General features: G+C 64.6%; 11 protein-coding genes. 1 reads left to right on the forward strand and 10 read right to left on the reverse strand.

What is annotated here, in order from left to right; genetic code table 11:
• Positions 1-11 precede the first annotated feature (11 nt).
• The 9 genes from HLAC_RS05215 to HLAC_RS05255 all read right to left on the reverse strand — a co-directional run bounded on the left by HLAC_RS05215 (position 12) and on the right by HLAC_RS05255 (position 12,753).
• The gene (locus HLAC_RS05215) at positions 12-1,373 is read right to left on the reverse strand and encodes an aminotransferase class III-fold pyridoxal phosphate-dependent enzyme (RefSeq protein ID WP_015909798.1); all 1,362 of its coding nucleotides are present in this window, start codon (positions 1,371-1,373) and stop codon (positions 12-14) included.
• Between the two features lie 69 nt (positions 1,374-1,442).
• On the reverse strand, positions 1,443-3,140 hold the full coding sequence (locus HLAC_RS05220) for a BCCT family transporter (protein WP_015909799.1): 1,698 nt from the start codon (positions 3,138-3,140) through the stop codon (positions 1,443-1,445).
• 388 nt (positions 3,141-3,528) lie between these two features.
• Complete coding sequence (locus HLAC_RS05225; protein WP_015909800.1) at positions 3,529-4,176, reverse strand: DUF8102 family protein; 648 nt, start codon at positions 4,174-4,176, stop codon at positions 3,529-3,531.
• 115 nt (positions 4,177-4,291) lie between these two features.
• Positions 4,292-5,572, reverse strand: a complete 1,281-nt coding sequence (locus HLAC_RS05230) for an amidohydrolase (RefSeq protein ID WP_015909801.1) — start codon at positions 5,570-5,572, stop codon at positions 4,292-4,294.
• A 142-nt stretch (positions 5,573-5,714) separates the two neighbouring features.
• Positions 5,715-6,737, reverse strand: coding sequence for an NADP-dependent oxidoreductase (locus tag HLAC_RS05235; RefSeq protein ID WP_015909802.1), 1,023 nt, complete (start codon positions 6,735-6,737; stop codon positions 5,715-5,717).
• 79 nt (positions 6,738-6,816) lie between these two features.
• The gene (locus HLAC_RS05240) at positions 6,817-7,989 is read right to left on the reverse strand and encodes a CapA family protein (protein ID WP_015909803.1); all 1,173 of its coding nucleotides are present in this window, start codon (positions 7,987-7,989) and stop codon (positions 6,817-6,819) included.
• Positions 7,990-8,073: 84 nt separating this feature from the next.
• On the reverse strand, positions 8,074-8,415 hold the full coding sequence (locus HLAC_RS05245; RefSeq protein ID WP_015909804.1) for a hypothetical protein: 342 nt from the start codon (positions 8,413-8,415) through the stop codon (positions 8,074-8,076).
• A 186-nt stretch (positions 8,416-8,601) separates the two neighbouring features.
• Positions 8,602-9,546: a DUF368 domain-containing protein gene (locus HLAC_RS05250; protein ID WP_015909805.1), complete on the reverse strand. Its 945-nt coding sequence runs from the start codon at positions 9,544-9,546 to the stop codon at positions 8,602-8,604.
• A gap of 60 nt (positions 9,547-9,606) precedes the next feature.
• The gene (locus tag HLAC_RS05255; RefSeq protein ID WP_015909806.1) at positions 9,607-12,753 is read right to left on the reverse strand and encodes an oligosaccharyl transferase, archaeosortase A system-associated; all 3,147 of its coding nucleotides are present in this window, start codon (positions 12,751-12,753) and stop codon (positions 9,607-9,609) included.
• Positions 12,754-12,850: 97 nt separating this feature from the next.
• Between HLAC_RS05255 and aglG the strand changes: the two genes are divergently transcribed.
• On the forward strand, positions 12,851-13,774 hold the full coding sequence (gene aglG / locus HLAC_RS05260) for a glucosyl-dolichyl phosphate glucuronosyltransferase (protein WP_015909807.1): 924 nt from the start codon (positions 12,851-12,853) through the stop codon (positions 13,772-13,774).
• Here aglG and HLAC_RS19400 read toward each other — a convergent pair.
• Positions 13,762-14,715 (reverse strand): hypothetical protein, encoded by a 954-nt coding sequence (locus HLAC_RS19400; protein ID WP_181950052.1) that lies wholly within the window; start codon positions 14,713-14,715, stop codon positions 13,762-13,764. The two genes, aglG and HLAC_RS19400, sit on opposite strands and share 13 nt — an antisense overlap.
• Positions 14,716-14,787 lie beyond the last annotated feature (72 nt).

Genomic DNA, 14,787 nt, shown 5'->3' on the forward strand with positions numbered 1-14,787 from the left:
GACGGACCGCCTCAGGTGGCCGTCGCGCTCGCGCTCACGGCGTCGATCGCGTCGAGGAAGATTCCCGTGCCGAGCGCGATCTCGCGTTCGGTCGCGTCGAGCGGGGGAAGGAGACGTATCGTCTTCGTCCCGCAGCCGAGCGTCAGGAGTCCGCGGTCGAGGGACGCCTCGACGACGGCGGCGCGACGCTCGGCCGTGTCGAACTCCACCGCGAGCATCAGCCCCTTGCCGCGCACGTCCACGACGGTGTCGGGCGCGTCGTCGCGGAGGAGCTCTCTCGCCTGCCGGCCACGCCGGGTCGCGTTGGCCAGCAGGTCGTGTTCCTGAATCGCCTCCAACGTGAGCGCGCCCATCATCGAGCCGAGGACGTCGCCGCCGCCGAACGTCGAGCCGAGGCGGTTCTTCTCCGACGGGAACACCTCCGACCGGGAGATCGTCGCGCCGACGCGCAGCGCCTTCGCGCTCGCGATCACGTCCGGCTCGATGGCGTAGTGGTCCGACGCCCACATCTCGCCCGTGCGGCCGACTCCGGACTGGATCTCGTCGACGACGAGCGGGATGTCGTACTCGTCGGTGACGGCCGCGACCTCGTTCATGAACGCCTCGCTCGGGAAGCGGTAGCCGCCGACGCCCTGGATCGGTTCGAGCGTCAGAAAGGCGATCTCCGCGGGGTCGACGTGGCCGCCCTCGGGCGCGAGCATATTCCGAAGCCGCGAGCCGCCGCCCGCGAAGAAGCCGCAGTCGCAGCTCGCGGCGTCGCAGCCGCGGTCCGCACAGAACGGCACCGTCTCGATGCCGCTGATCTGGGGGTACTGGCGCGTGTACACGTCCTTCGACTTCGTCAACGAGAGGGTCCCGAGCGTTCGGCCGTGGAAGCTCCCGGTGAACGCCACGCCGTACTTCGCGGGGGCGCGGTAATCGTGCGTGATCTTCATCGCGTTCTCCATCGCCTCAGCGCCGGAGTTCGAGAGGAAGACCGTGTCCATCCCGTACTGACTGGAGATGTCGGTCAACGTCTCCATGAGGTGGCTCGATCCGGGGAAGTCGGCGTCCTCGGGCGTCGGTCCCGACCCGAAGTACATGTCTTGCCCGGCGATCTTCAGCGGCTCGACGAGGTCGAACTCCCGCAGTTTCGAGAGCACCTTCTCGTTGTTGTAGCCGAGCGGGGCCGCGCCGATGTGGCAGGTAAAATCGAGGAGGACGTTGCCGTCGACATCGGTGACGAACGGCCCGTCGGCCTCGCGGGTCACGTCCCAGACGAATTCGTGTGAGTACTCGCTGGGCGCGGAGTGTGACTGGTGGAATTCGACCCAACGCTGCGCGTTCGGGCCCGGAATCGCGTCCGCGATGGGTTCCGCCGTGTCCCTATTCATACACAGTTTATGTGTATAGCATACATTAAAACTTATTATAAATACAGTACGAGCCAGCCGTGACGGCCGTTAGTCGTCGTCTGACCCGGCAGATTCAACCGAACTGGACGGGGAGTCTGCGTCCTTCCCCGATCCCCACAGCACGGTTTCGTTCTGGAAGAGCACCTGATCGTAGTTCTCCCCGAAGTCCTTGATCAGCGACAGCATCGCGAGGAAGCAGACGAAGGCGAACGGCGTCCCGGTGATGATCGCCGCCTGTTGGAGCGTGTTCGCGCTGCCGCTACCGCCGAGGATCATCAGGATCGCTGCGGTCAACCCGAGGACGACGCCCCAGAAGATGCGGTTGATGTTCGACGGTTTGGCCTTTCCGCCGGTGGTCATCATCGAGACGGCCAGCGTCGAGGAGTCCGCCGACGTGACGAAGAACGTCGTCACGAGGATCATGAACGCGTAGATCAGTACGGACCCGATCGGGATCGTCATCGATGCCCCCCCGAGATTCAGCGTGAAGTTCAGTGCCTCGAAGAGGATGAATCCGGACACCTCCGGGCCCGCGTTGCCGGCGATCACCGCGCTGAAGTCGGCGATACCGTTGTGCTGTGCCCAGACCGCGGTGCCGCCGACGAACGTGAACCACGGGATTGTGGCGCCGGAGGTCGCGACGATCCCCGTGAACGCGACCTCGCGGACGGTCCGTCCCTTGGATATCCGGGCGATAAACAGCCCCGCGAACGGGGACCACGAGAGCGCCCACGCCCAGTAGAACACCGTCCACGCGTTTATCCAGCCGGTCGCACTCCCGTCGCCCGCACCCATCGGCCCGGCACCGGTAAAGAGGCTCATCGAGACGAAATCGGCGACCATCCCGCCGAACGCCTGCGTGCCGAGCAGCACGAGGAACAGCGTCGGGCCCACGATGAACGTCGCGAACATGAGCACGACGAACAGGATCATGTTGAAGTTCGAGAGCCGACGGATCCCCTTGTCGACCCCGAGTACCATCGAGGTCGTAAACAGCAGGGTCATCATGGTGACGACGAGCAGAATGCCCAGATCGCCCATGTTGATCCCCCACTGGTAGTCGAGGCCGGTGACGAACTGGCTCCCGATAAAGCCGAGCGACGTGGCGACGCCGCCGATCGTCGCGAAGACGGCGAGGATGTCGACGACCTTCGCGGCCGGACCGTCGAGGTTGTCGGCGCCGAGGATCGGCGTGAGCGCCGAAGAGACGCGCAGCGGGACGTTGTCGTAGTTGTACGCGAAGTAGCCGATCGCGATGCCCATAATGGTGAACACCGCGAGCTGTGGCAGCGCCCAGTGGAACAGCGTCTGCTGGACGGCAATCGTCATCGCCTCGGCCGTTCCCCCCTCGATGTTACTGAAGAGCGGTGAGGGGTTGTTGTAGTAGAACAGCGCCTCGGTCGGCCCCCAGAACACGACGCCGGCCGCGAACCCCGCGGAGTACAGCATCGCGAAAAAGGAGAGAAAACTGTACTCGGGGGGCTCGTCACCGAACTTGATTCCGCCCCACGGACCCACGATCAGAAAGAGCAGGAACAGCACGATCAGGAACACGATCAACATCATCGCCCAGTTGAACGCGCCGAGCAGTTGGTTGTTCAGCGACGAAATACCGTTTTCGACGGCCGACGGGCTGATGAAGAACGCGGCGATCACACCCACCGTCAACAGGGCGCCGAACGCGAACACGATCGGATCGATCTCTTCGCGGAACTCGTCGATCATGCTCGATCCGGGGTCGCTCATCAGGCACCCCCGCGACGGCGACGACTACTTGGCTCACCTTGCCTCCGTCGATCAAGTACCATGCCACTTGATGACATGGGCAGTGGATCGAGAGTGTACACAATAAGTGTTTCTCAAGATACGAATCTCTATTCGAATTATGTAGGTTGTCTATCTGTTCAACATATCTGACCCATATCGCAGATCGGGCTATTCTAGTAGATATATCGCTGATATATTGAACAGTTAAAAATAAAGTTCCAATAGAAACCCAAACATCGACTCAAACCGAGCTAAACTCAAACGATATCGAATCGACGCCGGATCAGCACTACGACAACGAATCGATCGCCGGGCAGCGGTGCGTCATCGATATCCGTTATCGCAAAGAGACAGGCCGCCGCGCCGGTCAGTTTGTTAGTTCTTCGAGCGTGCGCTCGTGAGAGGTGGCGCTTTCGGTCAACTTCTCGGCGAATTCGTCGACGCGGTCTTTGATCTCCTCGCCGGCGTCTTCCGGCGAGAACGACTCTGACATTGTCAGCAGGCGGACGAACGCACGAAGCTCCTCGTCGGTGAGCTCCGCGAATTCGCCGTTTTCGAGCTTTGCGACCACCTCGTCGACGTCGATCTGGCCGACCGGCTCGACGTTGAACTCCACGTTGACCATGCGGTAGTTCGACCCGGCGAGCTGCTGTTCCGCCTTTCCGACGCCCTCCGAAAGCATGTCCTTAAACGGGGTGTGGTATCCCATCGTGCCGAGGTGGAGAAACGCGAGCATGTCGGTGATTCCCTGCGTGTACGCCTCGCGGTCCTCGTCGTTCGGATCGAACACCGTTTTCCGGTCGCGTTCCTCTAGACACTCGAAAAGGATGCTGAAATCGAGGATCGCGTTCCTGACGCGCCGTCGGATCCGGTTTCGCTTCTGTTTCCGCGAATGATCCGTGTAATCCGTCTTGCGCCCGAGCAGAAAGTCACGGTCGGAGGGCGTGAGGATCCCGCGAGGCCGGTCCGACTCGGCAGCCGCCTCCAGCGACTCCGGCACGTCGTTCTGGCTCATGGCCGATATACCGGGTGCCACCGGATTAACAGTACTGATCCGGCGAACGGTCTCCGGCCGAGCCGTCCGAATCTCCCCGGGCTGCGGTCTGTTGCGGCCGTCGGGCTGCGTCCCACTACGGTCGACGCCGCGAGAGTTCGACGAACGTTTCTGACAGAATATTGACACCGATCGCGAGACTCTCTTCATCGATGTCAAAGGTCGGGGTGTGGTGGCTCGTCGGATGGTCCGTCCCGACGAGGACGTACGACGCGAGCCCGCCGGCGTCCTGTACCTGCTGCATCAGGTAGGTTCCGTCTTCGCTCACGCCGAACTCTTCGGACGGGATCACATGTTCGACGCCGTCGACGCCCCACGCCACGTTTCCGACGACCTCTTGAAGCGCCGGGTGGCTGTCGACACACGGCGATTCGCTGATCACGTGCGGCGTGACGTCACAGTCGTGGAGCTCGGCGGCGGCGTACAGTATCCGTTCGAGCTCGGTGCGTGCGTACGTCATCAGCGCGGTCGTCTCACCACGGACCTCGGCGTCGATCGTCACCTCCTCGGCGATGACGTTGCTCGCGGAGCCGCCTTCGATCCGGCCGACGTTCACCCGTGTCGCTCCGTCGCGGTGGCGGGCTATTCCGTACGCGTTCTGGATCGCGACCGCGGCGGCCTGCATGGCGTTCGCCCCCTCGTTCGGCGCCTTTCCCGCGTGTGCGCTCGCGCCCTCGAACGTGGCCGTCAGGTGTGCCATCGCCAGCGGGCTCTCCACGCCGGCGACGATCTCACCTGTTGGGTGATCGAGGCCGACGTGGAGCGCAAACAGGTAATCGACGCCGTCGAGGTGGCCGCTCTCGGCCATCGCCTTGCCGCCCCCGGAAATCTCCTCTGCCGGCTGGAAGAGCACCTTGAGCGTTCCCTCGAACGCGCTCTGTTTGACCGCCTCTAGCGTCCCGAGTGCGATCGCGAGGTGCGCGTCGTGGCCGCAGGCGTGCATGTACCCGTCGTGTTCCGAGCGGAACCCCTCCGCCTCCGGCCGGTGGTCGCGTTCCTCCGATTCGTGAATCGAGATCGCGTCGAGATCGACGCGCAGCCCGATACACGGCCCCTCGCCCTGTGAGAGCGTCGCGACGACGCCCGTGTGGCCACCCGCAGTGCGTTCGAGGAGGTCGTCGCTGACCCCGGCCCGACGAGCGCGGTCGAGCCACGGCTGGATCTCGTCGTCGTCGGGGACGGCCATCCGCGCATCGGTCGCGAGCGCCTCGCGACCGACGGCAATCTCGTCGACGCCGATTCGCTCCAGCTCCTCGACGACGCGGGCGGTCGTCTGAAACTCGCGCCACCCCGGCTCCGGGTGGCGGTGGAACGTCCGCCGGAGGTCGCTCAGTCTGGCTCGCGCGTCGTGGGACATCTGTCAGAAGGGGAAGCAGTCAGGGCACTTAATCATGGTCGATGGCTCAACCGTCTGAGAGCTGACGGCCCAGTTCGTACCGTCGGGGAGCTCGAATACAGGCGACGTCGACGTGGTCGTCCGCCGATCGGATTGGGTCTCGCTACTCCTCGTCTGCGGCCGACACCTGCACCACCTGCTTGCCGATGTTGTCGCCGGAGAAGAGCCCGAGGAAGGCGTCGGGGGCGTTCTCCAACCCCTCCACGATCGTCTCGCGGTGTTCGAGTTCCCCGCTCGCGACCCAGCGCCCGAGTCGCTCGCTCGCCTCGCCGAACCGGGTCGCGAAGTCGCCGACGAGCAGCCCTTGCACCCGCGCTCGCACCGGGATCAGCGCCGGGAGCTTCCGCGGCCCGGTCGGGACCTCCTCGTCGTTGTAGTGGGCGATCTGCCCGCAGACCGCGACCCGCGCGTCGAGATTCAGCTGCGTGAACACGGCGTCGGTGATCGGGCCGCCGACGTTGTCGAAGTACACGTCCACACCGTCGGGCGCGGCTTCATCGAGCGCGGCGCGGTAGTCGTCGGTCGTCTTGTAGTTGATCGCGGCGTCGAAGCCGAGATCGTCGGTGAGCCACGCCGTCTTCTCGTCGCTGCCGGCGAAGCCGACCACGCGACAGCCGTTGCGCTTGGCGATCTGGCCGACGACGGACCCGACCGCGCCCGCAGCGCCGGAGACGACGACCGTGTCGCCGGGCGTGGGCTCGCCGACTTCCAATAGCCCGAAGTACGCGGTCCGTCCGGGCATGCCGAGGACGCCGAGGTACGCCTCCGGGTCGGCGACCGTCGGATCGACCGGTGCGACCGCGTCGGCGTCGAGGGTCGAGTAATCGGCCCACCGCCCCTCGCCGGTCACGAGGTCGCCCGCGTCGTAGGCGTCGCTCTCGCTCTCGATCACTTTGCCGACGATCCCCCCTTTGAGCGCGTCGCCAACGTCCCACGGCTCGGCGTACGACTCGGCGTCGCGCATCCGACCGCGCATGTACGGGTCGACCGAGAGGAATCGGGTGCGAACGAGGAGTTCGCCGGGGGCAGGGGAGGGTACGTCCGTCTCGTGCAGTTCGAAGCAGTCCATGTCGGGCTCGCCTTCGGGTCGCTCGGCGAGAAGCCACTCGCGGTTGGTGTTCGTCACGGTTGATGTTGGGGCATGAGAGTCAATAGGGTTTGGACGCCAGCAGCCGTCGTGGGGTTCGGAAGCGGTCGCCGTCGGCTCAGTCCTCGCCCAGCGGGAACGCCAACCGGGCGTCCCTCCGCTCGACCTCGGTCCCGAACGCCTCAGACCGCTCTACGAGGGTGTCGCGCACCCACTCGGCGATATTGTCGTCCGCCAGCGTCGCCGCCTCGTCGACGATCGCGGTCGGCTCGACGACCAGCTCGTCGAGGTCGCCGTCGCGCACGACCAGCTCGAAGAGGGCGCTCCGCTTGTTGTGGACGCCCTCCCGATCGATGTAGTCGACGTAGTCGTCGACGAAGTCTCCCGCGTCGTAGATGATCGGGCGCCCTCGGTACACCTCGACCCCTTGGAGGACGTGCGCGCTGTGGCCGTGGACCACGTCGACACCCTGATCGACGAGCCACCGGCCGAACCGCTCGTGGACCGCTCGGGGTTCGGTCTCCCAGTTCGGTCCCCAGTGGAGCGAGGCGACGACGAGATCGGGGTCGTGTGTCTCCGCGCGGTCGAGAATCTCCTCGACGAGCGAGCGCGTCGGGGACACGGCGGGATCGAGCGTCGCGAAGGCGGTTCCCGGCTCCGACGCTCCCGCCGCGAACTCCTCGGACTGGTCGGTGAGGCCGAACGCCGCGACGGTCAGGTCGTCCGCCTCGAACACCGCGGGTTCGAGCGCCGACTCCCGGTTAGTGCCGGCGCCGGCGTGTGCGATTCCCGCGTCGGTCAGGTGCGAGGCGGTGTCGCGCAGCGCGGGCTCGCGGTAGTCGAGAACGTGATTGTTCGCGAGCGAGACGAACGAGGCACCTGCGGCTTCGAGGGCCGGCACCGCGAAGGCGGGAGCCGCTCGGAAGTAGTACCCCTTGTTCGGCCAGCGCGTCCCGCGATCGGAGACGCAACACTCCAAGTTCCCGACCAGTCCGTCGAGTTCCTGAAGCCGCGAGAGCGTCGATCCCCAGACGTTTTCAGGATTGTCGTCGTCGACCCACCGCTCGTTGACGCTCCGGCCGAGCATCAGGTCGCCGACGAACCCGATCCGGGTCACGTCGCCTTCGGTGGTGTCCTCGTCGCTCGCGTCAGCGTCGTCGTCGCCCGTGGCGGAGGCGTTGCCGGTCGCTCTGCGACGTTCGTCGTCCGCAGTCGGCGGCGTAGCGGCGCACCCGGCGAGTCCCACGAGTCCGGCGACGCCCGATGCCAGCAGAGTCCGGCGTGTTCGCATCGGCCGATAGTTCGCTGAGCGGCGATTTGAAGGCTGCGGCCGAGCGCGAAGCCGGGTTACTGTCCCAACCGGTTGTCGTGTCGCCTACTCGCCGACACTGTTGAGTGCGCTGTTCAACTCGAAGAGTTCTCGAACGACATCGCTATCAGCGACGCGGTAGCGACGCGGTGACGTGTTCGGAATCTCCTCGATGAGTTCGGCTTCCAGTAGCAGATCGGCGTAGTTACCGACGGTCTGTCGCGTGACTCCCGCGTGCTCGGCGAATTCGGTCTTGGTGAACTCTCGATTCGGAGAGAGAGCTAAAAGTGCATCGACGAGAATCGGAACGGCGTCATGCTGCGTGAAATGGAACCATCCACTTGGATACTCTCTGCGGAGCTCCTTCTTTTGTTTTCGATTGTCTTCCTGGCGCTCGATACTACTCATACTCAGCAGAAATGGTGTGGTCGAATAAGCGCTTCCACAGGTAACAGCAAGCAACGTCCTCTATGGAGGGGAGACAATCACGAGTGGGGGTAGCGCGAATCGACACGGGTCTGTCCAATTTTCCTACTCATCACACAGGCAACCGGTGTCGAAACATGCTCTCTCACCCGGAACGGCCCCGGTCCGCTAGTACTCGATCCCTGCGGAGTATCGGTCCAACACGAGTACCAGCGCCGCACCGACGACCGCCGCGAGCGCGAACCGCGGTGCCGCAGCCGACCACGTCTCACCGCTTTCCGCCAGCCGGATCGACACCTCGACGATTGGCGCCCGGAGCGCGCCGACGATCAAACTGACGAGGAACGCGAGCGTCGCGGCGCGGGCGTGAGCGAGCGCGTACTTCACGGCGTGAGCGATCGTGAACACGCCGACGAGCCCACCGAGCAGAAACGTCACAACCGGGGGAAGCGTCTCGGCAAGCGCGTCGGTGCCGTTCCCGAGCGCGACCGCCGCAAGCCCGTCGACGAACCGGCTCACAGTCCCCGACATGTACTCGTACTGGCCGAGGACGACGAGGAGGAGTGAGCCGGACACCCCCGGGAGGATCATCGCGCTGACCGCGACCGCGCCGGCGACGAACAGGACCGGCGGCGAGCTCGAAAGCGCCGTCGATGCGTATCCCGACGCGAGGAAGGCGAGCGAGAACCCCGCGATCGCGGCCGCCTTCCGACGCGACGTGTCGAGCGAGACGCCACCGAAAAGCACCGCCGCAGAGGCCGCGATCAACCCGAAGAAGAAGCCGTAGGTCGCGACGGGACGCGTTTCGAGCAGGTAGTCGACGCCGCTGAGAACGGCGACGACCGCGGTTCCGATGCCAGCGAGGAGGACGAACAGGAAGGCGCCGTCGATCTCGTGGAACGCGGCCCGCGCGTCCGGAATGTTGGCCGGACGTGCGCCTGCGAGCAGGCGTCGGATGCGCGCGGGGTCGACGGCCGTGACCGCCGCGATCAGCCGCTCGTAGATCCCGACGATCAGCGCGATGGTGCCGCCGGAGACGCCGGGGACCGCGTCGGCACTCCCCATCGCGACGCCTTTCAGATACAGGCTCGCCCACTCACGGAGTCCGGTCATCTTCGTACGGCGACAAGCGGGGCGGCGGTAATGAAGGGTGGGATCAGGCGGCGGGCGGGATCAGGCGGCGACGGGCGTCATCGTCGCGGCCGACTCGGTCGCGACCAGTGTCATCGCGCCGTCGACCGCGTTGGTGGTGTTGCCGTCGTCGCTGCCGTCGCTTCCGTCGGACCCGTCACTGCCCTTGTCGCTCTGCTCGACCGAACAGTCCGGGTCGCCGCTCGGGCAGTCGATGACCTCCTCGGTGAGGTCGACCGTCGCCGCCGCGTCGTCCGCGCCGACGACCTGCCCCTCGGTCACCTCGACCTGCCCGACGCGCTGTGTCGTGGTGAGGTCGTCGTCGGTGGTCGCCTCTGTGGTGACGTTGTAGGGGCCAGTGGCGCGGACGCTCGTGTTCGTGTAGCCGTTCTCGGGACCGAACTCGTCGTAGCCCGTCGTCGAGTACGGGACCGTGAGCTCGAAGTTCCCGTTCTCGTCGGCCTCGGCGTACTGGGTGTACTCGAAGGTCTGTCCCGTGGACTTCTCCAGCTCCACGGTCGCTTCGACCTCTTGGCCGGGCGCCGCGCCCGAGCCTTCGATCGTCGCGCCGGGAACGCGTTCGAACGTCTTCACGAAGTCGTCTTGGAACGCCTGCAGGGTCGACTCGCCGAGGACGCTCTGCACGTCGACGCCGAGCTGCTGCAGGATCTGCACCTGTCTCGCCGAGGGCGACTGCCCTGCCGCCTGCGATGTGTGGACGAGCCGGTGGTGTTCGAGGGCTTCGACGCGCTCCGAGGGGAGGTCGCCGACGCCGCCGAGCTGCGCGCTGCCGTCTTCCTCGACGTACGCGCGGGCGGCCGAGACGTTGTCGAACTGTCGGATCGTCGCTCCCGGATCGCTCGGGAGGGTGTTAATCTCGATCTGCTCGCCGCTCCCGGTCTGGGCGCTCTGCGTCTCCCAGTCGACGACGACCGGTGCGGGGTCGACCGCGCTGCCGTAGTGCTCGTACAGCCGAATCATCTGGCTCTCGTGGTAGCGCTGCGTGTTCACCTGCATCACCGTCTGGAACCCGCCCTGCTCGGTCTGCTGATAGAGGACGCGGTTGAAGTCGTCGCGCGTCTCGTTGCCCGAGTAGAACGTGACGGGCGCGCCGAACTTGGAGTTCGGCGAGGCCATCTGCGAGTCCACCATCACGTAGCGGGTGTTCTCGCCCTCCGTGCTCTGGCTCGCGAGCACCTCGCGGGACGCCTCTTCGCTCGGTGCCAGGAGGTAGTCAGCCGCTTCGCCCGCGTTCTGCTGGAACGGGTTCGCGTTCGGGATGCGCTCGGCGCGCGTGGTGATCCAGTGGCCGTAGTCCCACCACGACTGCACGCCGTACGCGCCCTCCGGGTACTCGAAGTCGCCGTCGGCGGGGCGCTCGTAGGTGCCGTACAGCTCCATGGGGTTGTCGGCGCCTTCGAGCTCGCCCGGCGTGGGCGTCTCGTCGTTCATCCACTGGAGGCTCCCGTCCCACTGCGTGACGCTGCCGGGGCCGGTGTTCGCGCCCGCGGCCCACACCGGCGTCGCCATCGCGACGAGCGGGACGAGGACGATGACGACGAGGACGAGCGCGCCCATCGCCTGCCACCCCTCGACGTCGCGAACGCCCGAGAGCGAGCGCAGGCGGAGGAAGTCGACGGCCAGCTGCACGAAGTAGGCCGCGCCGACCGCGACGATCACCGCGAGGTAGTAGTTGAAGCGAACTTGGGTGAACGCGGCGCTCCCGATGAACGCCGCCCACACGACGAAGTACAGCTCCTCGGCGTCGTACTCGACGAGGAACGTCGCGCCGACGAGCAAGGCGGCCGCGATGAGGAGTCCGATCACCTGCCAGCTCACGCCGACGACGCCGCCGATGGCGTCGTAGAGCTGGGGGACCGCGTAGACGGAGCCGACCACGGCGAGTGCGGCCGGGATGTAGAGCGTGTGGTTCGCGTCGTCGGAACGGTAGAGGGGACGCGCGAGGATGTAGAGAACAGCGGCGAGCGCGAGGAAGAACGCGAGGCCGTACTGGCCGAGGACGAAGTCGGCGAGGGAGGCGTCCTGGAGGGGCGGCTGGGCCTCACCGATGGTGCGAGCGCCGGCGCTGGCCGAGAAGCCGACGGTGTTGAGGAGGCTGCCGGTGAGCGTCGACCACAGCGAGGGGATCGCGAGCCAGACGACGCCCGCGGACGCGAGAATGAGGCCGCCGACCGCGGGCGGGTAGGTGGCTGCGTCGAGGTCGCGCGACTCCCACTGGCGGGCGAGCCACGCGAGGAAGACCGCGCCGAGCGCGACGCCGAGCGGGGAGACGATCTGGAGGAACGAGTACTCGCTCACAGCGAACCGGAACGTGTCGAGCGGGACGATCTGCATCAGTCCGGCGACGACCATCGACACCGCGCCCGCGAAGGCGATGGGCTCCGGGCTCTTCCCGTGGGACACGTCGCTGGTGATCTTGATCGCGAGGAAGACTCCGGTGAACCCGACCATGAGGGCTCCCGGCTGCCACGTCCACATGTAGAGACCGAGCGCGACGCCCGCGGCGGCCGCGTACGCGGCGGGACGCTTGAGTGCGGCCCAGTCGCGGTCGACGACGAGCTCCCAGACGGGTGCCTCGCGCTCGGCGACCGCGACGGCGACGAGGAACGCGAGGATGGCGAGACTCTGGAAGAGCACTTCGGCCGCACTGTGGTCCGGGAAGCCGACGAGACTGTAGCTGAAGAAGGTCCCCGGCAGGAGCGCGAGCACGACGACCGCGGCGAGCGCCGCGAAGCGATCGACGAACCGACGTGCGATGAAGTACGTCGGGATCGCAACGAGCATCCCCGCGATGGGGGCCATGATGAGCATGACCTCCTCGGCGCTGCCCATGATCGGGCGAGCGATCCAGATGCCGACCGCCATGATGTGGTCCCAGAGTGTGCCGAACTGGCCGGCCTGGTTCCCGAGCGGGAACCCGGTCCAGACGTCGAAGGGCATCCGATTCGGGTAGTTCTCCATGATGTACATCGTTTCGCGGAAGTGGTACCACGGGTCGTTGCCGCGGAAGTACACCTCGCCGTTCTGGACGAAGTTCCCGTACGACTGGAGGCGGGTCCAGAGCATGAAGGCCAGTACGCCGAGAAGAACCGGGACGTGGTACCACCGTGCGAGGAGGTCGGCGGAGGACCGATCCGACGCCGCCGGTGGATCGCTCGAGTCGCTCATTACGTGAAGACGACTGTCAAAACGCGCATAAGGCTTGTGATAAAGCGAGCGACCGGAGGCGGAAGGTCTAAGCGCTCCGGTCGGGGAGTATGCCTCCGTGAAGGTCTCGGTCGTCGTCTGTACGTACACGCTCGACATGTACGAGCACTTCCGCGAGGCCGCCGACAGCGTCCTCGCGCAGACGCACGACGACGTCGAGCTCGTCGTGGTCGTCGACGGAACGCCCGAGGTGTACGAGCAGGTCGTCGACGACTACGGCGACCGCGAGGACGTGGTCATCGAGTGCAACGACGAGAACGTGGGGTTGTTGGAGAGTCGGAACCGGGGTGCAGCAATCGCGTCCGGTGACGTGGTCGCGTTTATCGACGACGACGCGATCGCCGACGAGGCGTGGGTCGAGCGGCTGGTCCGCGCCTATGAAGAGGAGGACGCGATCGCGGCCGGCGGGAAGATGACGCCCGCGTGGGTCGCCGGCAAGCCGTCGTTTCTCCCCGAGGAGTTCTACTGGCTGATCGGCGTGACGCATCGCGGATTCGCCGACGGGCCAGGCGAGGTGCGGAACACGTTCGGATCGAACATCTCGTTCCGGGCGGACGTGTTCGAGGTGTTGGGCGGGTTCGACGTCGATATCGGCGGGCGGAAGGGCGACAAGAACCTGCAGGGTGGAGAGACAGAGCTGTGTGCGCGGATGCGAGAGGAGTACGGAGGGGGAGTGTGGTACGATCCCGAGGCAGAGGTGGCACACAAGGTGTTCGAGTACCGGACGGAGTTCCGGTGGCTGGTGGATCGGGCATTCTGGCAGGGGTACTCGAAGCGGGCGATGGAGTCGTTCGTTGAGGATGAGGGTGGTGAAGAGGGGGCGTTTCTTAAATACATTCTCACGAATACAACCCCTCGGCGAGTAAAACGCCTCGTGTCGAGAGAGCCGCTCACGGAGATCAAACTGTTCGTTATGGTCTACCTGCTTACTGGTTTGGTCGGGTTCGGATATCTCTACGGTACACTCACTTACTCAGCATAACCGAGCATACGAAGACGTTCGTTTGTGGCTTCATCAATCTCCTGTCCTTCAATTTCAGGTGGCTCTGCGACGATTTCTTTCCGATCACCGTTGGTGTGTGTAAGCCACGGAACTTCCGTGAGTGGTGGGATCAGAATACCGAGAGGGTGACCGTACACGCGAATTGGGAACGGCCACGCCCGTTCACCCATTGCGTTTCCGTGGTCCGACGTTACGGCCGTGAGACCGGGGAGCTCGTTGAGGAGTTGGTTTACAGCCGGCCATGCGAATTCGAGGTTCGAACGGTAGGCACCCCACACCTCTTCCTGGGTTACTTCTCCGGCGTCGAGCATCTCGAAGGGGGTCCGGTGGCGTGTGGTCGCGTCAGTGTCGCCGAGTGCCTGCTCACGGATAGCAAATGTATCTCGCTGGCCCAGAGTAACGTCGCCAACGAATGGAGTATGTGGCTGGAGAAAATGGATTATGATACGCTTGTTTGGGTAGTTTTCAGCTATTTCCATAGCTCGATTGGCCATTGTAGCCGGATGAATTGTCTGGAGGTCGTCATCCCAGCCATCTTTCCAGACTGACTCGACAGCGTGAAAGGTTTTATCCGGGAGGTTCGTGTTCACATACGGATTTCCAGTGACATAGACAATATCATCAAATTGCTCATCATCAAAATTTTCTGATAGAAATCCTGGCGTTCCCGACTCCACACTCTGTCGTTTCTCCAACATTCCTGGAAGTGAGTTTTCCTCAAATAATTCCGCAAATAGGTCGTATCGGCATGCGTCCAAAATGATCAAATTATCCCAATCTTCCTCGGTGATCGGATCAGATACAGGCCGTCCTATTCCGGTGAAATACCTACTTACGACGTGCGTCAGGAACCGTTTCCGCCACCATGTTCGATCAAGGCCATGATGTCGTATCTCAGACAGAGCGTAAGGAAGGTTCATATTCGTATATCCGCCGGAGACCATTTAATATGTTATCAACGGAGCGTTCTTATTGGTGGAAGAAGTCATTCA

The sequence above is a fragment of the Halorubrum lacusprofundi ATCC 49239 genome, assembly GCF_000022205.1.
GTDB lineage: Archaea > Halobacteriota > Halobacteria > Halobacteriales > Haloferacaceae > Halorubrum > Halorubrum lacusprofundi.